The sequence below is a fragment of the Marinomonas sp. A3A genome, from assembly GCF_018336955.1.
GTDB classification, from domain to species: Bacteria; Pseudomonadota; Gammaproteobacteria; order Pseudomonadales; family Marinomonadaceae; genus Marinomonas; species Marinomonas lutimaris.
Genome location: NZ_CP025532.1, coordinates 1237851 through 1260208, shown reverse-complemented (window position 1 = coordinate 1260208; position 22358 = coordinate 1237851). Strand labels below are relative to the sequence as shown.

The 22358-nt window shown below is 42.8% G+C and carries 27 protein-coding genes; 11 read left to right on the top strand and 16 right to left on the bottom strand.

Going from position 1 to position 22358, the window contains the following annotated elements; translation table 11 throughout:
• Window positions 1-102 precede the first annotated feature (102 nt).
• Window positions 103-342, bottom strand: a complete 240-nt coding sequence (locus tag CYL31_RS05865) for a DUF2061 domain-containing protein (protein ID WP_212918010.1) — start codon at window positions 340-342, stop codon at window positions 103-105.
• A 105-nt stretch (window positions 343-447) separates the two neighbouring features.
• Window positions 448-1374, bottom strand: coding sequence for a MerR family transcriptional regulator (locus CYL31_RS20805; RefSeq protein ID WP_283248216.1), 927 nt, complete (start codon window positions 1372-1374; stop codon window positions 448-450).
• 184 nt (window positions 1375-1558) lie between these two features.
• Between CYL31_RS20805 and CYL31_RS05855 the strand changes: the two genes are divergently transcribed.
• From CYL31_RS05855 to CYL31_RS05840, 4 genes are all read left to right on the top strand, one after another.
• Window positions 1559-2572 carry an NAD(P)/FAD-dependent oxidoreductase gene (locus CYL31_RS05855; RefSeq protein ID WP_212918008.1) on the top strand — a complete coding sequence of 338 codons (1014 nt, stop codon included), beginning with the start codon at window positions 1559-1561 and terminating at the stop codon, window positions 2570-2572.
• A 31-nt stretch (window positions 2573-2603) separates the two neighbouring features.
• Window positions 2604-3584 carry a YbgA family protein gene (locus CYL31_RS05850; RefSeq protein ID WP_212918007.1) on the top strand — a complete coding sequence of 327 codons (981 nt, stop codon included), beginning with the start codon at window positions 2604-2606 and terminating at the stop codon, window positions 3582-3584.
• 14 nt (window positions 3585-3598) lie between these two features.
• The gene (phrB, locus tag CYL31_RS05845) at window positions 3599-5008 is read left to right on the top strand and encodes a deoxyribodipyrimidine photo-lyase (protein WP_212918006.1); all 1410 of its coding nucleotides are present in this window, start codon (window positions 3599-3601) and stop codon (window positions 5006-5008) included.
• A gap of 155 nt (window positions 5009-5163) precedes the next feature.
• The gene (locus tag CYL31_RS05840) at window positions 5164-5652 is read left to right on the top strand and encodes a MarR family winged helix-turn-helix transcriptional regulator (protein WP_212918005.1); all 489 of its coding nucleotides are present in this window, start codon (window positions 5164-5166) and stop codon (window positions 5650-5652) included.
• 70 nt (window positions 5653-5722) lie between these two features.
• On the opposite strand, the gene dapB is transcribed toward CYL31_RS05840, so the two are convergent.
• The 3 genes from dapB to pomA all read right to left on the bottom strand — a co-directional run bounded on the left by dapB (window position 5723) and on the right by pomA (window position 8435).
• Window positions 5723-6523 (bottom strand): 4-hydroxy-tetrahydrodipicolinate reductase, encoded by an 801-nt coding sequence (dapB, locus tag CYL31_RS05835; protein WP_212918004.1) that lies wholly within the window; start codon window positions 6521-6523, stop codon window positions 5723-5725.
• Window positions 6524-6660: 137 nt separating this feature from the next.
• Window positions 6661-7653 carry a flagellar motor protein MotB gene (locus CYL31_RS05830; protein WP_212918003.1) on the bottom strand — a complete coding sequence of 331 codons (993 nt, stop codon included), beginning with the start codon at window positions 7651-7653 and terminating at the stop codon, window positions 6661-6663.
• Between the two features lie 26 nt (window positions 7654-7679).
• Window positions 7680-8435, bottom strand: coding sequence for a flagellar motor protein PomA (gene pomA, locus CYL31_RS05825; protein WP_212918002.1), 756 nt, complete (start codon window positions 8433-8435; stop codon window positions 7680-7682).
• 174 nt (window positions 8436-8609) lie between these two features.
• Here pomA and CYL31_RS05820 point away from each other — a divergent pair, with 174 nt between their 5' ends.
• From CYL31_RS05820 to dxs, 3 genes are read left to right on the top strand one after another with little or no spacing between them, the layout of a single operon-like run.
• Window positions 8610-8852 (top strand): exodeoxyribonuclease VII small subunit, encoded by a 243-nt coding sequence (locus CYL31_RS05820; protein WP_212918001.1) that lies wholly within the window; start codon window positions 8610-8612, stop codon window positions 8850-8852.
• On the top strand, window positions 8849-9742 hold the full coding sequence (locus CYL31_RS05815) for a polyprenyl synthetase family protein (protein WP_212918000.1): 894 nt from the start codon (window positions 8849-8851) through the stop codon (window positions 9740-9742). Before CYL31_RS05820 ends, CYL31_RS05815 begins: the two co-directional genes overlap by 4 nt.
• Before the next feature lie 50 nt (window positions 9743-9792).
• Window positions 9793-11670 (top strand): 1-deoxy-D-xylulose-5-phosphate synthase, encoded by a 1878-nt coding sequence (gene dxs / locus CYL31_RS05810; protein WP_212918849.1) that lies wholly within the window; start codon window positions 9793-9795, stop codon window positions 11668-11670.
• Between the two features lie 36 nt (window positions 11671-11706).
• Here dxs and CYL31_RS05805 read toward each other — a convergent pair whose 3' ends face one another.
• The 4 genes from CYL31_RS05805 to CYL31_RS05790 all read right to left on the bottom strand — a co-directional run bounded on the left by CYL31_RS05805 (window position 11707) and on the right by CYL31_RS05790 (window position 13630).
• On the bottom strand, window positions 11707-12039 hold the full coding sequence (locus CYL31_RS05805; RefSeq protein WP_212917999.1) for a YnfA family protein: 333 nt from the start codon (window positions 12037-12039) through the stop codon (window positions 11707-11709).
• Between the two features lie 30 nt (window positions 12040-12069).
• Window positions 12070-12513, bottom strand: coding sequence for a GNAT family N-acetyltransferase (locus CYL31_RS05800; RefSeq protein ID WP_212917998.1), 444 nt, complete (start codon window positions 12511-12513; stop codon window positions 12070-12072).
• Between the two features lie 215 nt (window positions 12514-12728).
• The gene (locus tag CYL31_RS05795) at window positions 12729-13190 is read right to left on the bottom strand and encodes a DMT family transporter (protein ID WP_212917997.1); all 462 of its coding nucleotides are present in this window, start codon (window positions 13188-13190) and stop codon (window positions 12729-12731) included.
• 11 nt (window positions 13191-13201) lie between these two features.
• The gene (locus CYL31_RS05790; RefSeq protein ID WP_100636959.1) at window positions 13202-13630 is read right to left on the bottom strand and encodes a DMT family transporter; all 429 of its coding nucleotides are present in this window, start codon (window positions 13628-13630) and stop codon (window positions 13202-13204) included.
• A gap of 89 nt (window positions 13631-13719) precedes the next feature.
• Here CYL31_RS05790 and CYL31_RS05785 point away from each other — a divergent pair, with 89 nt between their 5' ends.
• The gene (locus CYL31_RS05785) at window positions 13720-14667 is read left to right on the top strand and encodes a LysR family transcriptional regulator (protein ID WP_212917996.1); all 948 of its coding nucleotides are present in this window, start codon (window positions 13720-13722) and stop codon (window positions 14665-14667) included.
• Window positions 14668-14746: 79 nt separating this feature from the next.
• On the opposite strand, the gene CYL31_RS05780 is transcribed toward CYL31_RS05785, so the two are convergent.
• The 4 genes from CYL31_RS05780 to CYL31_RS05765 all read right to left on the bottom strand — a co-directional run bounded on the left by CYL31_RS05780 (window position 14747) and on the right by CYL31_RS05765 (window position 16856).
• Complete coding sequence (locus CYL31_RS05780) at window positions 14747-15193, bottom strand: hypothetical protein (protein WP_212917995.1); 447 nt, start codon at window positions 15191-15193, stop codon at window positions 14747-14749.
• A 40-nt stretch (window positions 15194-15233) separates the two neighbouring features.
• Window positions 15234-15623 (bottom strand): T6SS immunity protein Tdi1 domain-containing protein, encoded by a 390-nt coding sequence (locus tag CYL31_RS05775; protein ID WP_212917994.1) that lies wholly within the window; start codon window positions 15621-15623, stop codon window positions 15234-15236.
• Window positions 15613-16005, bottom strand: coding sequence for a rhomboid family intramembrane serine protease (locus tag CYL31_RS05770; protein WP_212917993.1), 393 nt, complete (start codon window positions 16003-16005; stop codon window positions 15613-15615). Before CYL31_RS05770 ends, CYL31_RS05775 begins: the two co-directional genes overlap by 11 nt.
• Window positions 16006-16430: 425 nt before the next feature.
• Window positions 16431-16856: a DUF7282 domain-containing protein gene (locus CYL31_RS05765; protein WP_249411708.1), complete on the bottom strand. Its 426-nt coding sequence runs from the start codon at window positions 16854-16856 to the stop codon at window positions 16431-16433.
• A 409-nt stretch (window positions 16857-17265) separates the two neighbouring features.
• Between CYL31_RS05765 and CYL31_RS05760 the strand changes: the two genes are divergently transcribed.
• The 3 genes from CYL31_RS05760 (at window position 17266) to CYL31_RS05750 (ending at window position 20437) form a co-directional block, all read left to right on the top strand.
• Entirely contained in the window at window positions 17266-18270 is a 1005-nt protein-coding gene (locus CYL31_RS05760; protein WP_212917992.1) for an ABC transporter substrate-binding protein, read from the top strand.
• Between the two features lie 87 nt (window positions 18271-18357).
• A complete protein-coding gene (locus tag CYL31_RS05755) occupies window positions 18358-19260 on the top strand; it encodes an ABC transporter permease (protein WP_212917991.1) in 903 nt (300 codons plus the stop codon).
• A complete protein-coding gene (locus CYL31_RS05750; protein ID WP_212917990.1) occupies window positions 19250-20437 on the top strand; it encodes a quaternary amine ABC transporter ATP-binding protein in 1188 nt (395 codons plus the stop codon). Before CYL31_RS05755 ends, CYL31_RS05750 begins: the two co-directional genes overlap by 11 nt.
• A gap of 103 nt (window positions 20438-20540) precedes the next feature.
• On the opposite strand, the gene CYL31_RS05745 is transcribed toward CYL31_RS05750, so the two are convergent.
• The 3 genes from CYL31_RS05745 to CYL31_RS05735 all read right to left on the bottom strand — a co-directional run bounded on the left by CYL31_RS05745 (window position 20541) and on the right by CYL31_RS05735 (window position 22357).
• Window positions 20541-21305 (bottom strand): anti-sigma factor, encoded by a 765-nt coding sequence (locus CYL31_RS05745; RefSeq protein ID WP_212917989.1) that lies wholly within the window; start codon window positions 21303-21305, stop codon window positions 20541-20543.
• Window positions 21302-21871 (bottom strand): sigma-70 family RNA polymerase sigma factor, encoded by a 570-nt coding sequence (locus CYL31_RS05740; protein ID WP_212917988.1) that lies wholly within the window; start codon window positions 21869-21871, stop codon window positions 21302-21304. Before CYL31_RS05740 ends, CYL31_RS05745 begins: the two co-directional genes overlap by 4 nt.
• Before the next feature lie 69 nt (window positions 21872-21940).
• The gene (locus tag CYL31_RS05735; RefSeq protein WP_212917987.1) at window positions 21941-22357 is read right to left on the bottom strand and encodes a hypothetical protein; all 417 of its coding nucleotides are present in this window, start codon (window positions 22355-22357) and stop codon (window positions 21941-21943) included.
• Window position 22358 lies beyond the last annotated feature (1 nt).

Genomic DNA, 22358 nt, shown 5'->3' with positions numbered 1-22358 from the left:
TAAATAATTTAAGTGTTGGCAATACAGGCACCAACCCCGCTAGCGCCCTGCGCTGGTGGGGTTTCTTTTTTATAGCGGTAGAAAACTTATAGCGACAAAAAATCACATCGATCTTAACGCGTAATTCTCTCCTGCTGTTTGAATTGTCTTACTCAACTCAGATGCAACGTCCGCTTGTTGGATTTTGTTCCAGATAATCTCATGGAAATAAAACGCTACGGTATTAATGGCAGGCTCTACGATAGCGACTAAACCACCTACCAACAAACTCCCCGTAATGAGATATGCGACAGAGAACGCGATAGAAAAGTGCATAACTGCAAAAGTCATTGTCTTAGCCATGTTAAATCTCCTTCTTTGTTTTATTTGATAGAAGAAGAGTAAAACCAAGCTAACAATAAGAAAAATATATTATAGATATCCACTTAATAGTTTTTTTTTCTTTTCTCATCTTGCAGTTTGATCCATGAAATTAATCACACCTTCTAACGCCTCAGAGTAGACTTTGACTTCGCCAAGATCCGTCATGTTAGAGTCATGAGCCGCCAACCAAAAACTCGCGCCAATAACTGCCACTGGGCGTTGCCATTGCTGCATTTGATGTATCAACTCCTCCGCTTTATTGCCCAATTCATTTTCACAAAAAACCAATACAGACTGAGCCTGAATACCTTCAACTAAGCTAGACCAATCATTACTATGCTGTACATTTGGAACGACACAGCAGGACAAGCCTTTATCCAATAAAATAGCTGCAGCCATGTAACACCACATACTGCGCTGTGAAGCTAATCCGGCAATCAACACCTTAGGCACATTCTTTTTTTGCCCTTTAAAGTTGCTTACACGAGCCATTAAACATGACAGCAAGACCGACTCGCAAAATGCTAAGGGTGCGCCTCTCCCTAACTGCTCAAAGCTTGGCAACAACCAATCTCGTATGGCAATATCAGCAGGGTATTGAGAAAAGATTTGCTGATACATCTGCTCAATTTTGTCTTCTTGAAAAAACTCAGCCGCTTTAACCAAGGCCCCTTGCCATTCCAGCCATTCATTCGACGGTACAACACTATCAAGCGTCGCGCCTTTCTCCAGCAGAGCTCTCACCTTACTGACAGCCACCCCTTGTTGAATCCAGCGCAATATGCCTTCTACTCGCTGTACATCGCCTTGGTCATACAATCGATGGCCCTTGTCAGTTCGCTTCGGCTTTAGCAAGCCATAACGTCGCTCCCAAGCTCGCAATGTAACAGAGTTCACCCCGGTTCTTAGAGATAACTCCCGAATAGGAAAGTATTCGGAGCTATCCAATAGCGCTAATTCATCTAAAGAATCTTGTTTTTTTGCTTCCGCATTTTGATTTGGCTGACTCATACATTTTTCCAATAAATCATCATTCATCTAAGGCAATAAACCTATTGTGACCTAAACTTCTATAACTACCAAAGACTACACAATAAAAAACTATACAAATATTTTTTTGTACAAGATAGTTGCTTTTCTTATACGATTTTCTATATTGTATAAGAAAAGCAACATGAACACTGGGAAAAATAAGATGAACACATTAACTACCGGTCAAATTCACACCCCAACCTTTGACATCGCCATTGTTGGCGCTGGCCTAGCTGGCAGCCTATGTGCATATTTGCTATCCCAGTCAGGACAAACCGTTTGTATCATAGACAAAAGCCGCGGCAGTGGCGGTCGAGCTAGTAGCAAAAGACTAGACGGTGACATCAGCTGTGACCTGGGTACGCCTTATATTGTTGCTAAACACCCAGACACCCTCGCACTCTTCAAACAACTCACCGAAGAGCATATAGCAGCACCATGGAAACAACTTAGTAAAACCGGCTCTCAAGCTTTTGTCGGTGTACCAAAAATGAGTGCTATTACCCGCCACTGGATTCAGAATGCAAACTTCATTACAGGTACTCGTATCCATCATTTGGATCAGATCACACAAAAAGGCGATGATCAGCCAAGCTGGCTATTGAGAGATGATAAATATCAGCCCGTTGTAATTGCGAAAAAAATTATTATTGCAGCGCCAGCACCACAAGCCGCATCAATACTGGCTTCGCACGAAAAGCTAGCTGTACTCTTACTCAGAGCGAATCAGGCTAGCGCTTCTTATGATTCACAATGGGCTATGTGGTTAGAAACAGAGCCATGTGACTTGAATGCATTGATTGAGCCTAAAGGTTCTCCAATAAAACGCATGATAAAAGACAACTACAAGCCACTGCGTCATAGCGAAAAAATAGACCGTTGGGTTATCCAATCCGATCCAAACTGGACAAAGCAGCACCTTGATTCAGATAAAGAATGGGTCACTCAAACATTGCTACAAGCTTTTGCGGAAATAACTGAACATAGAGTTTTAAAACATGGTGATCCACATCGTTGGTTCCTTAGCAGGTTTGCCGAAAACAAAGGCAACAACACTTTTGCTTGGTCATCAGAACATAATGTAGGACTAGTCGGTGACTGGTTATGCCAAGGTGATGCTGAAGGCGCACTGCTCAGCGCACACTTTCTTATTAAGCATATAGAAGACGCGAAATAACAAACTATCTTGTCTTTTGGAGGATTCATTCATGCCACATTCTCAACCATCACCAGATCAGTTAACACATAAGATTCCTGTCGGAATTAGCGCCTGTTTATTAGGTGAAAATGTACGATATAACGGCGGACATAGCCATTCTGATTATTGCGACAAAGTACTCAGTCATTATTTTGATTATCAAAAATTTTGCCCAGAAGTGGCCGCAGGGTTTGGTACACCTCGCCCAACTCTGCGCCTAGAAGGCAATCCAGACGAACCAAGAATGGTCTTCAGCAAAAATTCTGAAGAAGATGTTTCTGAGGTATTCATGGCGGCATCTAACAAATATTTGGAAAATCTATCACATTTGGATGGCTACATCTTGATGAAAAAATCCCCAAGCTGCGGCATGGAACGTATAAAGGTTTATCAAGAAAACGGTCACCCTCACATGCAAAGAAGTGCAGGACTTTTTACCAAAGCACTACAACAACGCTATCCATTATTACCAGTGGAAGAAGACGGTCGTTTAAATGACCCTGCGTTACGAGAGAATTTTTTATTGCGCGTTTTCACTCACCATGATTTTCGTCACAGTATGGGCGAAGACGCTCGAATGAAAGACCTTATTGCTTTCCATAGCCGTTATAAATATATGGTCATGGCGCATTCTCAACCGATTTATCGCAAGCTAGGACGTATGCTTTCAGGTAATGACCCAAGACCCTTTAACGAATTAAAAACAGCGTACTTTGAAATTTTAATGACAACCCTGTCAAAACCAGCAGAGCGTAAAAATCACTGTAATGTGCTCATGCATCTTGTGGGTTACTTAAAACACGCGGTGGATGTGTCCGTTCGAAAAGATATTTTGGATGTGGTTGAGCAGTACCGTCGTGGCGAAGTCAATCTTGCCACGCCTGTCACCTTGCTCCATCACTACCTAAAACATTACGGCAGTGAATACATCAATGAGCAAAGCTATTTCATCCCCTATCCATCGCCTCTTGGCATCCGTAATACGGTTTAAGGTAACGCAATAGAATGAAGATTACACATCTGGTTTGGTTAAGAAACGACCTTCGCTGTCTAGATAATCCAGCGCTTTATTATGCCTCTTTAGAAGCAAAATCCGCTAAAGAAGGCATTGCCGTTATAGTCACTCCCACACCAAAACAATGGGCACAGCATAACGAATCAGACGCTAAGAATGGGCTTCGTGCTGGGTTAATCAAAAACCTAGCAAAGACGTTGGCAACGCTTGGCATTCCAATGCATGTCCTTGAGACAGATACCTTTGATCAGCTTCCAAATGCCATCACAGAATATTGTCTCAGTAATAATATCAAACACCTTTGGTTCAACCGTGACCTACCTATTCACGAGCAACAGCGCGATCAAGCGGTATGCGAACAATTACAGCAACACCAGATAAGCACTCACATTCAGGCAACAGATATTATTGTTCCGCAAGATGTGCTCAGCCAGCAAGGCACACCATTCAAGGTCTTCACACCATTCTTTAATCGATGGGTTGCCATGCTTGCTCAGCAAGATATAACCCCCCTACCAACACCTGATCCACAGGCTAAAGCCTTGCCAGAATCCAGTTTGGACCTAACGTGGGAAAAGCCCTTCCGAGAGGATTTATGGCCTGCTGATCACGACACAGCCAGACAAAAACTTTGGCAATTTTGTCACCACAAAGAACGTCATTACCAAGAAGGTAGAGACTATCCTATTGAGCCTGCCACCAGTACTTTATCGCCCTATCTTGCACTAGGCGCTTTAGGGCCAAGACAATGTCTGGAAGCGATTTTCTACACGTGTAGTCAAGAGGAAAGACGCTGGCAAGACAGTATTTGGTTAAAGGAGCTTGCATGGCGTGATTTCTATCGTCAGCTAATGGCGCATTTTCCTTTTCTTTGTAAGAGCCAACCGTTCAAGCCAGAAACAAACGCATTAATTTGGCGGCAAAACGAGGAAGAGTTTCAGGCATGGTGCGAAGGCAGAACAGGTTTTCCTATTGTTGATGCGGCCATGCGTCAGCTTAACCAAACGGGTTGGATGCACAATCGTTTAAGAATGGTGGCTGCTAGCTTCTTTACCAAGCTAATGTTTGCCGACTGGCGCAGAGGCGAAGCCTATTTTATGAGCAAATTAATTGACGGTGAATTCGCTGCCAACAATGGCGGCTGGCAATGGAGCGCATCAACTGGCTGTGATGCAGCCCCCTACTTCCGAGTCTTCAATCCAACCAGACAATCGCAGACCTATGATAAAAACGGCGATTTCATCCGTCGCTTTGTGCCTGAACTCGCCAAACTAGATGCAAAATCCATTCATGACCCTAAGCCAGAACAAAGAAAACAATGCCATTACCCAGAGCCAATTATCGATTACAAACCTGCAAGACTGGCTGCTATTGCGGCATTCGATGAGCTAAAAGGATAGTAGAAGAGTTGGATTTTCTAGTGGCTATTTCGAAAATATTGGCAAAATGGAAAAACACACCTATACTTTGAGCTGTAATATTTCTCAAACTAAGCTTTTACAGATCAAAACAAAATCATATAATCCGTAAAATTTTTTTGGATTAATTAATAGCTATGCCAGACTCACCACAACACTTACACGATGTTCTTGTCCACTTACGACGCATTATCCGTGCCACGGATTTACAATCAAAACGCGTTGTAAAAGCCTGTGGATTAACGATTCCGCAAATCATGGTGCTTCGTTCTATTGAAGAACTAGGCGACGTTACTGTGCGAAAAATTTCCGACAGTGTGTCCCTAAGTCAAGCAACTGTGACGACCATATTGAATCGCTTAGAAGATAGAAAATACGTGGAACGAGTTCGAGGGCAAAAAGACAAGCGTATCGTCAATGCTCGGTTAACGACCACAGGTATGGAAATTCTTAAAACCACACCGCCGTTGTTGCACGAGAAATTCATTGATGAATTCGACTCACTAGAAGGCTGGGAGCAAACTCAAGTTCTTGCATCCTTACAACGCATTGCGATGATGATGGATGCAGAAAATCTAGACGCTGCACCTTTACTAGATATCAATTCACCCGATGCATCAGTTTAAAATTAAAAATAGATAAAAAAATGGCCGCAAATTTGCGGCCATTTTTTAGTTAACATCTAGTAGAAATAGATCACTTCAGATTAAGTACATCCTGCATATCATACATACCAGCCGACTTACCCTCCAACCAGCTTGCTGCACGCACCGCCCCCTTCGCGAAAGTCATACGACTACTTGCCTTGTGAACAATCTCAATACGCTCACCTTCGGTAGCAAACCACACGCTGTGCTCACCAACTACGTCACCAGCACGGATGGTTTCAAAGCCGATTTCTTTTTGAGTACGAGCGCCAGTCTGCCCTTCACGGCCGTAAACAGCACATTCTTTCAAATCACGACCCAATGCTTCTGCAACCACTTCACCCATTCGCAATGCCGTACCAGAAGGAGAGTCAACTTTGTGACGGTGATGCGCTTCTACTATCTCCACATCATACTCATCGCCCAAAATCTTCGCGGCAGTAGCAAGCAACTTAAGGGTCAAATTCACGCCAACACTCATATTAGGTGCAAAAACCACCGGTGACTGCTGAGCGGCTTCGTTTAACTTGGCTTTTTCAGCATCGCTTAAACCCGTTGTCCCGACAACGATGGCTTTTTGCTGTTTAGCACAAAAAGCGGCATTCTCTAAAGTTAACGTCGGTGTGGTGAAGTCAATCAAAACATCAAAATCATTCACACAATCAGCCAGTGAAGCTACAGCTGCAACCCCCAACTTACCAACTCCAGCAATCTCGCCAGCATCAGCACCAACCAAGCTACTGCCCGGTTTTAAAATGGCTGCACCTAAAGATACACCTTTGGCATCATGAATGGCGGTGATTAGATTTTTTCCCATGCGCCCTGATGCGCCAATGACTGCTACTCGCATTTATCTACTTCCTCAATTTTGTCTGCGCAAACCATAGCAAAAATTCACTTGAATCTCAGCATTAAAAATCAATAAGGCATATCTCGAAGCATAAAAAAGGAGCCGACGCTCCTTTTTTATGACAATAGAAAAATTGATTAAAATATTTCGTTTGGTTTCAATTCTTCAACCATATTTCTATCAAACTCAATAACCCCATCTGAAGGTATCTCATCCACCGTATTACGCATTTTGGGACGAGAGGTGTCATTTTGCTTAATAACAATCTCTACACGTCGGTTGGTAGCACGATGCGCAGACGTATCATTAGGGACCAAGGGGCGAGTATCAGCATAACCTGTTACGGCAAATCGACCTTGATCAAGCTGCCCTGTCGAAAATAGTTCCTCAGCGACAGAAATAGCTCGAGCCGATGACAATTGCCAGTTAGAACGGAAACGCCCGCTTCCTATTGGCACATTATCAGTATGTCCTTCAACAGAAATAGTACCTTGAATTCCAACCAACACATCACGAATCAAATCAATCACCGGAATGAAGTCATAATTTAATTCAGCAGAACCCGACTCAAACGAGCCCTGATCCTTAATCCGAATCGTAATGGTCTCTTCTTGCGTTTCAATCTCCACCGTACCTTTTGAAATCTCTTCCCGCATCACTGAGGCAATCATTTGAGCATCACCTTCTGTTTCTTGAATTTTCTTCTCTTTTTCAAGGTCTGCATGAGATTTATCAACAAAGGTAACAGGCGAAGGTGAACCAGAGTTACTTTGCTCTTTAAGCTCGGCATCACCGGGCTTGCAAATAACCTCTAACGTATTCTCTGGCGTACTGTCTGCTTTTTGCTTGATTTCATTGATCGGCGTAGGCTCAGGGCGCCCTGGACTAAATTCCTGAGCAATAACTGAGGTTCCCATTGGAATAGACTCAGCTTCTACTTCACGCTGCACACCAAATGCCACTTTCAATGACCCTGCAATTTGCTTGAACTTGATAACGTCCATTTCAGCGAAAGACAGTAAAAGTACAAAGAAACACATCAATAAAGACATGAGATCCGCAAAGGTTCCCATGTAAGCAGGTAAACCCTCTACACATTCGGGGCAATCTGACTCTTCTTCATCACTCATTATCGAATCCGTTTACAACAAAAATATTATTCACGCTCAGTTCGCTTACCTTCCGCTATGTACGTCTTCAGTGCGCCATCCAAAATACGTGGGTTCTGACCAGACTGAATAGCAAGCAAAGCATCTAAAATCAACTTCTGACAGGTCAATTCTTCATCAGCACGAATATTTAACTTCGCCTGTATAGGTAAACACACCATGTTAGCTAACATGGCACCATAAAGCGTAGTCAGCAAGGCAACCGCCATTGCAGGACCGATTGCTTTTGGGTCCGACATGTTTGCCAACATCTGCACCAAACCAACCAATGTCCCTATCATTCCCATCGCCGGACCAACATCACCAAAAGCTTTAAAAACCTTCGCTCCAGCGCTATGGCGGTAATAAGATTGGTTCATATCTTTAGACAACTGGCTTCTCACGACATTGCCATCATGACCATCCACTAGCATTTGAATACCTTTTGATAAAAAAGGATGGCTGACTTCTTTGCCTTCTAGTGAAAGCAAACCACCTTTACGCGCTTCATCCGCTAAACCGTAGATCTCATCGATCAATGTGTCTAATGGAATGCTTTTAAACATAAAGGCTTTTGCAGCAACTTTACCCGCACTAAGAAATTGACTTAAAGGATATTGCATCAACACAACAAAGGTAGATCCAACTAATACAATCAGCGTTGACGCGGTGTCTATAAACATCCCTGCTGATCCACCAACAAATATGGCGGCAATAATTACTATAAAAGATCCAACAAGTCCTATTAACGTTGCGATATCCACACACGTCTCCTAACAAAAAAGCTATAATGCGACCGATACATTTTAATGATTCTATACGAAACAAAGCGGAAGAATGACATCTTCTTACATGATTTTTGTAATTTTCGTTAACACGCCCTCGAACAGTAGGTCATTTTCTGTTACAAAACGTAGGTTCAAACAAGAGTAATCATCATGTCCCGTAAAACCAATGTCCGTCATTTTGAAGAAAACCTCAGTGAATTAGACTCGCTTGTCACACAACTTGAATCCAATCAGCTATCTCTTGAAGAGGCACTAAAAGCCTTTGAAAAAGGCGTTAAGCTTAGTCAAGAATGTCAGTCCGTTCTCACCCAAGCTGAACAAAAAGTTCAAATACTGCTGGAAAAACAAGATGGTGAGCACCTAGAAACTTTTGATCCGGAATTAAATTCGTGAATTTAGACGATTTTTCTCAATACGCTCGCCATAGAGTTGATGATTACCTTACACAAAGTTTAAGCCAATACGGACCCGCTACACACTTACAAAGCGCTATGGCATACAGTCTCTTTAACGGTGGCAAGCGCATTCGTCCTATGTTGACCTATGCCGCAGCATCCTTATTTGGCGAGGCAAATGATCTTACTGACGCCAGCGCCGCTGCGATTGAATCTATCCACGCCTATTCTTTGATTCATGATGACCTCCCAGCAATGGATGATGATGACCTACGTCGTGGTAAACCGACTTGCCACATAAAGTACGACGAAGCGACCGCTATACTGGCTGGAGACGCATTGCAGACTTTTGCCTTTGAACTATTGAGCGATTCAAAACACCAAAACATCAAAGTACAACTACAATTAATTCAAGAACTCGTTCAAGCTTCTGGCCGTCATGGTATGGTTACAGGACAAATGATTGATCTAGCCAATGTGGGCAAAAACATCAACATTGATGAATTAGAACAAATGCATCAACATAAAACGGGCGCACTTATACGAGCCAGTATTCGTATGGGCGCCATCAGCACCTCAGCTAATAGTAGCGCCATATGCGAAGCGGATTTTGCGGCTCTAGATACTTATGCTGCAGCGATTGGCTTGGCGTTTCAAGTTCAAGACGACATCATTGATATCACCAGTGACACAGCAACACTGGGCAAAACCCAGTTCTCTGATGAAGAGGCAAACAAACCAACTTACCCTAAACTGCTTGGTTTAGAAGGCGCTCAAGCTCTTGCTAAGAGTCTGCATGAACAAGCCATTACAGCAATTTCACCATTTGGAGACGCAGCTCAGCCTTTAGTTGAGCTTGCGAACTATATTATTGGTCGTAACCACTGATATACTTACCCGCTTTTTTAGACTAATTAAATGTGACCAAACCTGTGCCGATGTTCGAAGAGATACCTACCGCGCGACCTGACACGCCGCTGCTTGATCAAGTCAACTCACCTGCTGACTTGCGTGCCTTTAAAAAAGAGCAATTGCCCACGCTTGTCCGCGAATTACGAGAATTTATGCTTTATAGTGTCGGACAAACTGGCGGTCACTTTGGCGCGGGTCTTGGCGTCGTAGAACTGACTGTTGCCCTTCATTATTTATACAACACGCCAGAAGATCGCATTGTTTGGGATGTTGGCCATCAAGCCTACCCGCATAAAATTTTAACCGGGCGCCGTGAGGCTTTGCTAAATATTCGCCAAGAAAATGGTATATCCGGTTTTCCAAAACGCGATGAAAGTGAATACGATACGTTTGGTGTTGGTCATTCCAGCACGTCGATTGGCGCAGCACTGGGTATGTCTCTCGCTGCGCGACAACTTAAAACCGGCCGTAAGGCTGTTGCTATCATTGGCGATGGTGCAATGTCTGCAGGTATGGCATTCGAAGCACTTAATCACGCAGGTGATGTGAAAGCTGACATGTTGGTCATTTTAAATGACAACGAAATGTCTATCTCGAAACCGGTTGGCGCTTTATCCAGTTATTTTGCTCGAATTTGGGCAAGTAAAACCTACGACAATATTCGTAAAGGCGGACAAAAAGTCTTTTCCGGGCTGCCTTCCGCGCTCGAGCTAGCACGTAAAGCTGAAGAACACATGAAAGGCATGGTATCGCCGGGTATGATGTTTGAAGAACTTGGCTTTAACTATATCGGGCCGATTGATGGTCACGATATGGACCATTTATTAACCACCATTGCTAACTTAAAAGATCGTTCAGGCCCTCAGTTCTTGCACGTCATTACTAAGAAAGGCAAAGGCTTTGAGCCAGCTGAAGGCGATCCAATCGGCTATCACGCTATTAACAAGATCGAGCCCGATCCGAAACCGAACGTAGAGAAAAGCAAACTGCCAAAATACTGTAATGTCTTTGGTAAGTGGGTATGTGATGCGGCAAAACAAGACAATAAGCTTGTGGCTATCACACCAGCCATGAAAGAAGGCTCTGATCTCATTGAGTTTGCTGATCGTTTTCCAGAAAGATACTTTGATGTTGCTATTGCGGAACAACATGCGGTGACATTAGCCGCAGGCATGGCCTGTGATGGTGTGAAACCTGTTGTCGCGATTTACTCTACCTTCCTACAGCGTGCTTACGATCAGCTTATTCACGATGTGGCTTTGCAAAATCTTGATGTGTTGTTTGCCATTGATCGAGCTGGTTTAGTCGGTGAAGACGGTCCAACTCACGCTGGTGTTTACGATTTAAGTTACCTTCGTTGCATTCCAAACATGGTTGTTATGGCGCCTTCTGATGAAGACGAATGCCGTAAAATGCTACAAACAGGCTACGAATACAAAGGCCCCGCTGCCGTGCGTTATCCGCGAGGAACTGGTCAAGGTGTCGACATTGAATCAAGATTAAGCACTCTTGAGATAGGCAAATCTCGTACGCTACGAACTGGGCAATCTGGCATTGTCATCTGCAGTTTTGGTCGCCCTACTTACGATGCACTGCAAGCAGCGGATAAGTTAGACGCAACTTTGATCGACATGCGCTTTGTTAAACCAATTGATGAGAAAGCGCTACTGGCTCATTGTGATGCAAAACTTATCGTGACCGTTGAAGAGAACGCCATCATGGGCGGAGCAGGTTCAGCAGTGAGTGAGTTCCTAATTGCGAACAACATAAACATACCAACACTTCACCTTGGCCTACCAGACCAATATGAAGAACATGCCAGCCATGCTTCTATGCTAAAACGTGTAGGGTTGGACGCAGAAGGCATTCAAAAAGCCATCGAAAAGAAGCTGAACTCGCTATAAAAGCTTCCAAGGCTAAATCTAAGCCACGGTCTGTCGTTATACAGTCCGTGGTGCAAACATAATAATTGCCATTCCCAAAAGCGCCACAGCAGAACCAAGCATATCCCAAGTGGTTGGACGAACTCCGTCAACCACCCACAGCCATAAAACAGCCACGAAGATATAAACACCTCCATAAGCCGCATAGACTCTGCCTGATGCAGTCGGGTGTAACGTCAGCAGCCAAGCAAATAGCGCCAGACTTAACGCCGCTGGCACTAACAACCAGATTGTTTTGCCTTCACGCAACCAAAGGTAAGGTAAATAGCAGCCAACAATCTCTGCCAGTGCTGTCAGCATAAAAAGACCTATTGTTTTTAACTCAGGCAAAGAAACATCCCCTTATTAACTTAATACATATCAAAGTTGTAAACTCATAGGCACAAAACGAATACCATTAAAATCAGCCTCACTTCCTGTTGCTTCAAACCCATAAGATTCATAAAAGCCAACCGCATTCACTGAAGAGCGCAGGCTGATTTCTTTAGCTTCTGACGTATCTAATAAAGCACTAAGGAGTCGCTTTCCTATTCCCTGACCTTGCACTGATTTAGAAACAAATAAATGAGTAAGATAATTGCCATCGCGTAACGCACCAAAACCAACAATTTCTCCTGCACAAACGGCTTTAAGAGTCTGAAAACGTTCTATATCAAACGTTGTTACGATATCTGGCAAAACACGCGCTTTGTACTCAGCCTTACCTTGATCATTAAAATTAGGCAACACATCCACAGCAGATACTTGGCCAATAAAGTGCTTAACAAGTTCCAAATCAGCCATATCAACTTTCTGAATATCCATTTCTACTCCGTAATTACTGAATCTATAGTCGGCAGTGTTTCGCCAAAAATGCCAGTTTACAAGCTAAATGCAAAATACAGAACGCAGTTCGGAGACTTTTATTGAAACAGCTAAATTGAGAAGACTTCTCGTGATGAAGGAATAAAGACAAAAATGGCCTAGCCGATCTATTGATTACAGATCGGCTAGGCCATTAAAAATGAAATGATGGTTTATTAAGCGGCTTTTGCGATGCGCTTATTACTCAGATAAATCATTGTGATAGCGCCAATCAATAATAAAATGGCAACATACCGATTACTGTCTAATGGAATAATATTATTATTTAACCAACCAAAATGATCGATAATCAAACTCATAATCAACTGACCAGAAATGGTACACACTGTCGCCGCTGCGATACCAATTTTAGGCACAGCAAACACCACTATCAACATGTACATTACGCCAAATAAGGCCCCGATAAGCTGCCATTTAGGCGCACTAAAAAGAGTAACTTCATGATTTGGCTCAAAGAAGAAAAGCAATAAGAACGAGATAGCGAAACCAATCACAAAAGTCAGCCAAGCACTGGCTATTACGCCAACACTATTACCAAGACGTCCATTAATTGAAGATTGTACAGACAGGGCAACACCGCCCAATATCAACATAAAAACTGCGAAAAATACGGTCATACTATTTGCTCCTAACTCAAAAGCCAAAGGGCAACAACAATCATCACCACGGCCAAAATTCGATACGGATCAATCCCGCGTTTTTCACTGCCTAACAAACCATAATGATCAATCACCAGACTCATGCCGATTTGCCCTAACAAAACACTGGTCATTGTCATACCGACACCAATAATCGGTGTCGCTATGGTGAGGAATACCACATAAATAGGGCCCAACACGCCGCCGGTCAGTAACCATTTAGGCTGCTTGAATAGTTCAGACAAATTAGGCTTGGCAAAGAAAATCATAATCAATGACAACAATATCGAACCAATCATAAAAATCGCTAGCGTGGCTGAAAAGTGCCCGACTAACTCACCTAAAGGCCCTAAGAGTCCAGCCTCAATAGACAACCCCATGCCCGCTGCTAGCACCAGGAGATAAACAATTATTTGCATACGTTTCATTCCACTCGTTTTCGTTGCGGGCATTCTTCATTAGTGCTTAAATTAAATCAATAACACAAATAACAAGTGATAATTGCATTATGAGCATCAAACCTCTTAGGGTTTTTCTTTCCGTTGCCAAAACAGGTAGCTTTGTTGCGGCAGCGCGCGAGTTGGATTTGCCGCCCTCTTCTATCTCTCGATACATTTCAGCCTTGGAAGAAGAGCTTGGCCAGCGGCTATTTTATAGGAACACCCGCGCAGTAAAACTAACTGAAGTGGGCGCCTATTATTTCGCCGAAGTAAGAGAAGCATTAACGAGTTTAGACTTGGCGACAGAGCATGCCAAAGGCTCTCTCCTTACGCCACAAGGTAACTTAAACATTAATGCGCCGGTTTCATTTGGCCGCTTACACTTGTCCAAATTAATCTGCCAGTTTCAACAACACTATCCAGACATTAATGTTGAGTTGATGCTAACCGATGCCTATGTCGATCCCGTGGCAAATGGGTCAGATATTGTTATTCGCATTGGCGGTTTTGAAGACTCTAGCCTGAGTTACCAAGCCATCGCAGACGAGCAATTTGTACTGTGCGCAGCGCCAAGTTATCTTGAAAATATAAAAGAAAAAATCGATAGTCTATCTCAGCCGAAGCAACTGCTTGATTTAAACTGTTTGGTTTATAAAGGAAATAACGGGCGTCGTAACTGGTTCTTCCGACAAGAAGACAAGACCTCATTTGAGTACATTGAAGTCACTGGCAACCTATGCAGCAATAATGCGGATATCTTGGTACAAGCAGCCTTAGCGGGTCAAGGAGTTATCTTATTTCCACGCTGGTTGGTGTTTCAGCATTTGGCGTCTGGGGAATTGGTCGCCTTGCTAGAGAATTGGGAAGGATCGGAAAAAGATACTCAACAAAGTATTTACGCCCTCTATCCTGGAAATCGAATGAAGTCATCAAAGGTCGTGTATTTTCTCGACTTTATGGCTGATTTTTTTGGCCGTTCACATCCATACTGGGATAAAACGCTTAATGAGCTATAAAGCCAGCTATGTCCCATAACTGACCTTTGCTAACTTATTAAGTAGACAGCAGCGGAGAAATACACAAAGCGCCAACACTCTACTTACGGTTTTCACCTTCAGAATAAGAGTGAAGTAGCTGAACGGGAAAACCGCAAGAAGAAGAGAGCCTGGAAAAGAAGTCATCCAAATAAATACGATCTTCAGCTGAATTTTTTACATGGTCTGTTTTTCGCACATAAAGAGTCCATGCGATATCAAGATAGTCAGGAAATCGAGACTGCCCATCTAAATCTTGATTGGGATAAATATCAAAGTACCACCGAGGAACTTCCTTCATAAATTGGCGATAACAATAGGCATAACGCTTTTCACCTTCAGGATTGTCCGGATCTCGAATGGCTCTCGGCTCGGTTTTATACATTTTCCGATAATTAAGCGACACTAAAAACTGATTGATATTTTGAACCAGTTTTTTCTCATCCTCTAATCGACAATAAATTCCGTACTCATAGGCTTCCATAGAAGAGCTCCCTTCAGTATTCATAACTCAGCCCATCAGCCTTGATGGGCCATTATTAATAAATTTAACCGTTTAACGCCGTATTCAACAAAATATCCAAATGGACTACTGCATTGCCTTTATCACCACTATCCACTGAGTCTGACCCACCTAATCGTAAAGCAGGCGTATAAAAATACATCTCATCAACAGCCAATGGGCCTTTTAATGCTTGGATGGCCTCTACTTTACTTTTGACAAAAAAGTCATTAATAACGTCTTGGTCGCAACACCAGTCATTGAAGAAATCCACAGCATCCCAAGCAAGGGCGCCCGTGTCGGAGGTATGAGGATCAATAAATGAAACATCTTCAATCACCTCATCATCACCTTCTTCGTTTAACAAACGATAATATAAAATATCGCCAAAAGCGGTTATCGCTATAGGAAGGCGAGTCATATTCTCATCGGTCATTAACCATCCCAAAAGATTCTCTACATATTGGCCGTAACCGACAATATAGAATAGCCCCTGCAGCACCTAAACCAAATATGCCCCCAGATATACCACTTTCTACTACATCACCTGAGTAAAACAGAATAGACAAGTTTGACACCATGAAACTGATAAAAAGAACCAGTAGAAAACGTTTTGCTCCCACTCGGCGTTCATAGAGTGACGACAAACCTAACCCCAAAATATTACCCAAAAAATGCACAAAGTCGGCGTGAATAAATATATTGGTGAAAACTCGGTAAGGGGAAGACAAAAATATATCGGCATCATTAATGAGTGAATATTGAAAGTAGTCAAGTTCATTAACAACAAAATCAAAGTCAGTGGTAACGTAGAACACCAAAATTCATTTTTTCTATTTCATCAAATCGAAAGAAGTCCATACTTTTAAACTTGCCAAGATAGCTCAATTTAAAAAAATATATGCCACTCTCACTTACACCTATCATGTAAGATTTCATTCTTAGAACAAAAAAAGGACCTATTAGAAAGAAGAGCAATATTTTTGGTGGGCTAATAGCTTGAAAAAACCTTTAAAGACATCGCCATCATTCAGATTATTCTCGATATAATGCTGAGCTTGTTCCTTGTTCATAACACATCCTATCTTATGATATACAATCCTTAACATGAGCGCGGGAACTCATACACAACATTTTAGATAGTCGTAAATCCCTCTCATATATTCAGCCTATTTTACTTATATGCATAAGAAAAAAAAGGGCAGATGCGAACTCACCTGCCCTTATTGACTAATCTTCTACATTATTTTGCTGTGATCACGTCCATCACCAGCTTGCCGTCTACTTTGATTGGGCCATCTTCTTTCGCGCCCAAGGTGTATTCAAAAATACCTGTTTTCATGCCACCAGCTTCGCCATGCAACATCAGCATTAGCATTTCACCAGACTTAACAGGTTCAGTAAGAATCGCTGCCACATCATGATTTTCGCCTTTTTTAAGTGGCGCATAAGCTACCACAGGACCAGGCTTCATCGCCTTATCTGTACGATGAACAACCAACCAACCATTGCTCTCAGCCATTATCATGTCGGCACTGACAGTTCCGCCCGAGACATCCTGATCACTGCCTTTAACTGCAAGTTTACCGCTCATTCCACCAGCTAACGTAACACCAGTCATTGTCAAAATACCTAAACCAAGCGCAATACGTGAAAATGTATTTTTCATAATAAACCTCTAAATTGTGTCTTATTGAGTAGTATTTTCTTTTTACACTCATAGTTACGAGCACACTTGAAAAAGGTTTCAGCAAATAAGTGTTTTTAAAAATTATTTTTTACACTTGAAAATAAATGCCAACTAATCACACATGTGACGTAAAAATTCTTCTAATTAGGAGAAGGCTTGAATCCGACAAAAACACAATTCACACATCTAATTTAGACACAAAGCTTCAAATACTCAGTGTATCTTTTTCACTTAAAAAGCAACCAAATCAAGCATATTGGATGCATTCAATCACAACTAAAATGATTAAAAATTTGAAATGTAATAATTAGATATGTAAGTTAATAGTCAACTTCCTATAAAAAAAACCAAAATTCTTTAATAAAAATCATCACTAAAGGACACAATTATGAAAAGTAAATTACTACTTTCTGTTGCCCTGACTCTGGGAGCTTCAGGAGCATTCGCGGCTCACCACGAATGCGGAAAAGTGACCATAGCAGACATGAACTGGAGCTCGGCTTCACTGATTGCTAACATTGATAAGTTCATTCTAACCAATGGCTTTGGTTGCGATGCAGAATTAGTACCAGGTGATACTATGCCAACAGGTACATCAATGATTGAAAAAGGCCAGCCAGACATTGCACCAGAACTTTGGACGAACTCCTTCAATGACTTATTGAACCAAGGTGTTGATGAGGGTCGCTTAAAACTCGCTGGTAAGTCTCTATCTGACGGTGGTGAAGAAGGTTTCTGGGTTCCTGCTTACATGGTTGAAGAAGACCCAGAACTTGCCACTATAGAAGGGGTGATCAAACACGCAAAAGAATTCCCACACCCTGAAGATGATAACGTATCTGGCTTCTACGGCTGTCCTGCAGGTTGGGGTTGTCAGATTTCCAGTTCTAATTTATTTCGAGCCCTAAAATTGAAGGAAGAAGGGTTTGAATTGATCGACCCAGGTTCTGGCGCGGGTCTAGCCGGTTCTATCGCCAAAGCTTATGAGCGTAAAGCACCATGGTTTGGTTACTACTGGGCGCCAACAGCTGTGCTAGGTAAGTACAAAATGGTTAAGGTCGACTTTGGCTCAGGTGTAAAAACAGAGGAATTTATAAACTGTATTGCGCTAGCAGACTGTTTAGATCCAAAAGTGTCTATGTACCCACCTTCTCCAGTCTACACAGTTACCACTGACGAATTTGCTGACAAATCGCCAGAAGCTTATGCCTACCTAGGCAAACGCTCTTTCACCAACGAGCAAATGAATGGCTTACTTGCTTGGATTGAAGAAAACCAGGCTGATGGACAATATGCCGCAGAAAACTTTATGTTTGAGCATGAGGATGTCTGGTCTAAGTGGGTCAACGCAGATGTTAAAAACAAAATTATGACAGCGCTAGATAACTTATAGAGTTGCTGCATAGCAAAGTATATCACGAGCAAGACCTATTCCTTGCTCGTGATTTTTACCTACCTGATTTAACCAAAAGAAAATACTATGGCTGATCAATCTTGGCTTACTGAATTTCCCGATATGAGCCGCAGAGAACTTCTGGGAATACGAAAAACACTGGATGGTGCATACCGAGATTTTTCGCGTGCTTATGGCGACCAAATCGAAGCTTTCTTCGACCCTCTTCTGAATTTTCTAGTGTGGTTTGAAAACTTGCTGCTAAATACACCTTGGTGGTTAGTCTTGGGGGTTTTAGCTGGCTTGGTATATTTCATGAGCCGCTCTTGGAAACTTTGCGTTGGTGTCTCCCTTTCCTTATTAACCATTGGCTATTTTGGCATGTGGGATAATACGATGAGAACGCTCAGTATTATTACCGTTTGTACCTTCTTGGCCATAGTCATAGGCATTCCCGTGGGAATCATGATGGCACGCTCAAATCGAGCGCAGTCCATCATCACCCCCTTTTTAGACATAATGCAGACCATGCCAGCCTTTGTATATTTAATTCCTGTCGTAATGCTATTGGGTATAGGCAAAATCCCAGGGGTCATCGCAGTGGTAATTTACGCTATACCGCCCGTCATTCGCTTAACCAATTTGGGTATTCGCCTAGTACCGCACGAAACCTTGGAAGCGGCGACAGCATTTGGAGCAACCCCAACACAACGTCTGTTTAGAGTTCAGCTACCACTCGCCATGCCAACGATTATGGCTGGTATCAACCAAACCATTATGATGGCACTCGCCATGGTCGTTATCGCTTCCATGATTGGCGTAAAAGGTCTTGGACAGCCCGTTTTAAAATCCATCACTAATCAATATTTTACCCTAGGCTTATTGAATGGATTAGCGATTGTAGCCCTCGCTATCATGTTTGACCGCGTATCTCAAAGCTATGCAAAGCGCACACAAAAACATCTTAGAGGCGACCACAATGGAAAATAATTCAACTCCACTTATTGAAATTGAATCCCTCACTCAAATCTTTGGCAATACCCCAGAAAAGGTATTACCAAAGGTGAATGATGGTATGAGCAAAAGCGATGTGCTCGCTACCACGGGTCACACAGTTGGCTTACGCGACATAAATCTCTCGGTTAATCGCGGTGAAATTTTTGTCATCATGGGACTATCAGGGTCTGGCAAATCCACCTTGATTCGTCACTTTAACCGCTTGATCGACCCAACAGCCGGTAAGATAAAAGTGGAAGGCGAAGACATTCTAACCCTAAGCCCAAAAGAGTTAATTCAATTCCGTCGCCATAAGATGTCCATGGTATTCCAACATTTTGGCTTGATGCCTCACCACTGCGTCCTCGACAATGTAGGTTACGGCTTATCAATTCAAGGGAAAAAACCTAGTATTTGGAAAAACAAAGCCAAACAATGGCTGGAAGTCGTAGGTCTGGAAGGCTACGAAGATCAATACCCTTCTCAACTGTCTGGCGGTCAGCAACAGCGGGTGGGGTTAGCACGAGCCCTGTGCACAGACGCTGAAATCCTTTTAATGGACGAGGCTTTTTCAGCGCTTGATCCACTGATCCGCTATGAGATGCAGACTCAGTTAATCGAACTACAAGGCAAACTGCAGAAAACCATCATTTTTATTACCCATGATCTAGATGAAGCATTACGCTTAGGTGATCGCATTGCCGTACTAAAAGACGGAGAAATGATTCAGGTCGGTACGTCTGAAGATATTATTTTAAATCCAGTCGATGACTATGTAAGAGATTTTGCCAAAGACGTAAACCGCGCCAAGGCTTTAAAAGTTAAGCATATTATGGAGCGAAGCAAGAACAGAGTCATAGATTGCGATTCTGCAGAAGGCTTAGCCGATGCGTTCAAAAAACATGACATCTTGGTTTGGACCAAAAGCAACCAGCTGCAAGGTGTGGTCAGTAAAAATCGTCTAGCGGCTTACCAAGCTGGTCGTATCGATTCACCACTTTTACATCAAAGTAGTGTGAAAGAGAAAGACTACTTACAAACCGTGTTACCGATCGCCCTTTTAGCAGACCATCATTTGTTGCCAGTGCTAGACAGTCACAACCAAGTTATTGGCTGTCTTTCAAATGATGCCATTGCAGAAGTATTAAGCCCAAGTTTTGACGCCGCTTGACGCAAAACTTTGCTCAAAAAAAGATGATACTGATTACTAATGAGCCCTAGCTACCTGCTGGGGCTGTTTTTTAGTTCAACTTTGCGCCACCACGATTCCTTCATCACAAAGACGTTGGATATAGCCTACCGTGAATGGCTGGCCCAGTTGGTACTCCGGTTGGAGAACCGCCTGCAGGCTCAACACTGATTCCAAACGTTGCATGACGAATCACCGCCGGATCGTAATTAATTTGCTTTTGAATTGGCGAAGCCACATTCGCCAACAAACCTAAAGATCGCGGTGTTGGCCCAATTTCATCCGCTTTAATCCACAACTGATAGGTTTTCCCCTCTGCCTGTCCTTGTGCACTAACAGGGCGAACAGTAAGCTGACGAGTGTCAATATCCAGCGACATAATAAAAGCAGGTTGTTTATCGTCCGCTTGAAAAACCGCAACAAAAGGTGCATTAGCCTGAACGACTGGCGCAACTGGTGGTTTAATGACCATAAATACAGCAAGACACGCGGCAATAGCAGAGGCGCCAAATGCAGTAAACCGCCAGCGCTTTAGCTTTGCACGCATCGCTTCCATTTCGACAACAACGGTTGAAGCGGCTAAGTTTAGCGAATCATTGCTCAAAGATTTTTTATCAGTTTGTTGATCGAGCTTAGCTAAAATCTCATCAAACAAACCTACCCTTGGCTCTGCATCCTGCACATAGTCGTTTAGCCCAGCAAGGTGTGCTTGCCAGTTTACAATAGCTTGCTCGAGCAAAGGATCATTCACACGTCGTGCTTCTACCGCGTCGCGCTCGTCTTTATCCAAAGTACCCAGTACATACTCTGCAGCTAATGTGTGAATGGATGTTTCTTCGTCGTTATTCATAAGTTCATACAACCTTGCAGCTGTTTGATGCTGCGATGAAGCCAAGTTTTAATAGTACCTAAAGGCTGTTCAAAACGCTCAGCAAGCTCTTGACGGGAACAACCATCAAGGTATGCAGCCTTTATCATTTGTGCACGAGGCGATTCAAGACCAGCCAAGCAAGACTCAAGCTTTAATAAATCTCGGCTCTTGCTAAAAGAATCATCTGGCGCCATAGAGTCATCTACGATTAAATCAAAATCCACATCCGTATCACTGCTTGGCAATTGGTTTTTCCGCACTTCATCAATGGTACGATTACGTGCAATGGTTGCCATCCAAGTAATGGGTGACGCAAGGTTCGCATCAAAACTCGAGGCTTTATCCCATATTTTAAGATAAACCTCTTGCAACACCTCTTCGGATACCGCCTGATTCTTCAAGATACGATAAACAATGCCAAAAAGTTTCCGATAAGTTACTTCATACAGTTCAGAGAAGGCTGAACGATCTTCTTTTGCCACTCGAATCAGTAAATTTGCCAAGGATTCCGTCGTGTGCTGTTCCGCTAATAAAGATTGATTCATAAGACTCGCATCGATTAGGTACCCACTTCGTAAGATGTCAGTATTACACTATTTTTGCTCAAACCCAATTCAAGAAACTATAACTTCAATAAACCACTTTGGCTGCATATCCTCGAAGTCTGTTCGAATATTGGCAGGTAAGTAACTGGCGGAATCTAGCACAAAAGCTTTGCCATCAACTCGCTTAAACACCACCCAATGCCAGAAGTCTTTACCTGCTTCTTGGTGGTGTTTAATAGCAAGCAAAGCTAAATCTGGCAGAGTGCTCCATGATGCAAAAGGAATCTCTTCGGTCGATGTTTTCACGTCAACAGCAGACAGCATTTCTCTAACATACTGGGTATCCGACCAAAGAGATTTATCATCCGCATAAATTCCCATCGCATTGGCAGAGGCTTTCATTTGTGAATAGGTTTTACCCAAAATATTCGCCACAGCAGCGATACCACATCCTGTGGTTTCTTCTTGTATTACAGGGCCCAGCATC

Bases quoted from the DNA above. Each gene is read 5' to 3' on its own strand.
- CYL31_RS05795 (WP_212917997.1), bottom strand. From the start codon at position 13,190: ATGACCGTATTTTTCGCAGTTTTTATGTTGATATTGGGCGGTGTTGCC.
- CYL31_RS05850 (WP_212918007.1), top strand. From the start codon at position 2,604: ATGCCACATTCTCAACCATCACCAGATCAGTTAACACATAAGATTCCT.
- CYL31_RS05755 (WP_212917991.1), top strand. From the start codon at position 18,358: ATGGCTGATCAATCTTGGCTTACTGAATTTCCCGATATGAGCCGCAGA.
- CYL31_RS05855 (WP_212918008.1), top strand. From the start codon at position 1,559: ATGAACACATTAACTACCGGTCAAATTCACACCCCAACCTTTGACATC.
- CYL31_RS05760 (WP_212917992.1), top strand. From the start codon at position 17,266: ATGAAAAGTAAATTACTACTTTCTGTTGCCCTGACTCTGGGAGCTTCA.
- CYL31_RS05740 (WP_212917988.1), bottom strand. From the start codon at position 21,871: ATGAATCAATCTTTATTAGCGGAACAGCACACGACGGAATCCTTGGCA.
- CYL31_RS05800 (WP_212917998.1), bottom strand. From the start codon at position 12,513: ATGGATATTCAGAAAGTTGATATGGCTGATTTGGAACTTGTTAAGCAC.
- dxs (WP_212918849.1), top strand. From the start codon at position 9,793: ATGTTCGAAGAGATACCTACCGCGCGACCTGACACGCCGCTGCTTGAT.
- CYL31_RS20805 (WP_283248216.1), bottom strand. From the start codon at position 1,374: ATGAGTCAGCCAAATCAAAATGCGGAAGCAAAAAAACAAGATTCTTTA.
- CYL31_RS05775 (WP_212917994.1), bottom strand. From the start codon at position 15,623: ATGACCGATGAGAATATGACTCGCCTTCCTATAGCGATAACCGCTTTT.
- CYL31_RS05780 (WP_212917995.1), bottom strand. From the start codon at position 15,193: ATGAATACTGAAGGGAGCTCTTCTATGGAAGCCTATGAGTACGGAATT.
- CYL31_RS05840 (WP_212918005.1), top strand. From the start codon at position 5,164: ATGCCAGACTCACCACAACACTTACACGATGTTCTTGTCCACTTACGA.
- CYL31_RS05820 (WP_212918001.1), top strand. From the start codon at position 8,610: ATGTCCCGTAAAACCAATGTCCGTCATTTTGAAGAAAACCTCAGTGAA.
- CYL31_RS05865 (WP_212918010.1), bottom strand. From the start codon at position 342: ATGGCTAAGACAATGACTTTTGCAGTTATGCACTTTTCTATCGCGTTC.
- CYL31_RS05785 (WP_212917996.1), top strand. From the start codon at position 13,720: ATGAGCATCAAACCTCTTAGGGTTTTTCTTTCCGTTGCCAAAACAGGT.
- CYL31_RS05765 (WP_249411708.1), bottom strand. From the start codon at position 16,856: ATGAAAAATACATTTTCACGTATTGCGCTTGGTTTAGGTATTTTGACA.
- CYL31_RS05750 (WP_212917990.1), top strand. From the start codon at position 19,250: ATGGAAAATAATTCAACTCCACTTATTGAAATTGAATCCCTCACTCAA.
- CYL31_RS05745 (WP_212917989.1), bottom strand. From the start codon at position 21,305: ATGAATAACGACGAAGAAACATCCATTCACACATTAGCTGCAGAGTAT.
- phrB (WP_212918006.1), top strand. From the start codon at position 3,599: ATGAAGATTACACATCTGGTTTGGTTAAGAAACGACCTTCGCTGTCTA.
- CYL31_RS05735 (WP_212917987.1), bottom strand. From the start codon at position 22,357: ATGCTGGGCCCTGTAATACAAGAAGAAACCACAGGATGTGGTATCGCT.
- dapB (WP_212918004.1), bottom strand. From the start codon at position 6,523: ATGCGAGTAGCAGTCATTGGCGCATCAGGGCGCATGGGAAAAAATCTA.
- CYL31_RS05830 (WP_212918003.1), bottom strand. From the start codon at position 7,653: ATGAGTGATGAAGAAGAGTCAGATTGCCCCGAATGTGTAGAGGGTTTA.
- CYL31_RS05790 (WP_100636959.1), bottom strand. From the start codon at position 13,630: ATGCAAATAATTGTTTATCTCCTGGTGCTAGCAGCGGGCATGGGGTTG.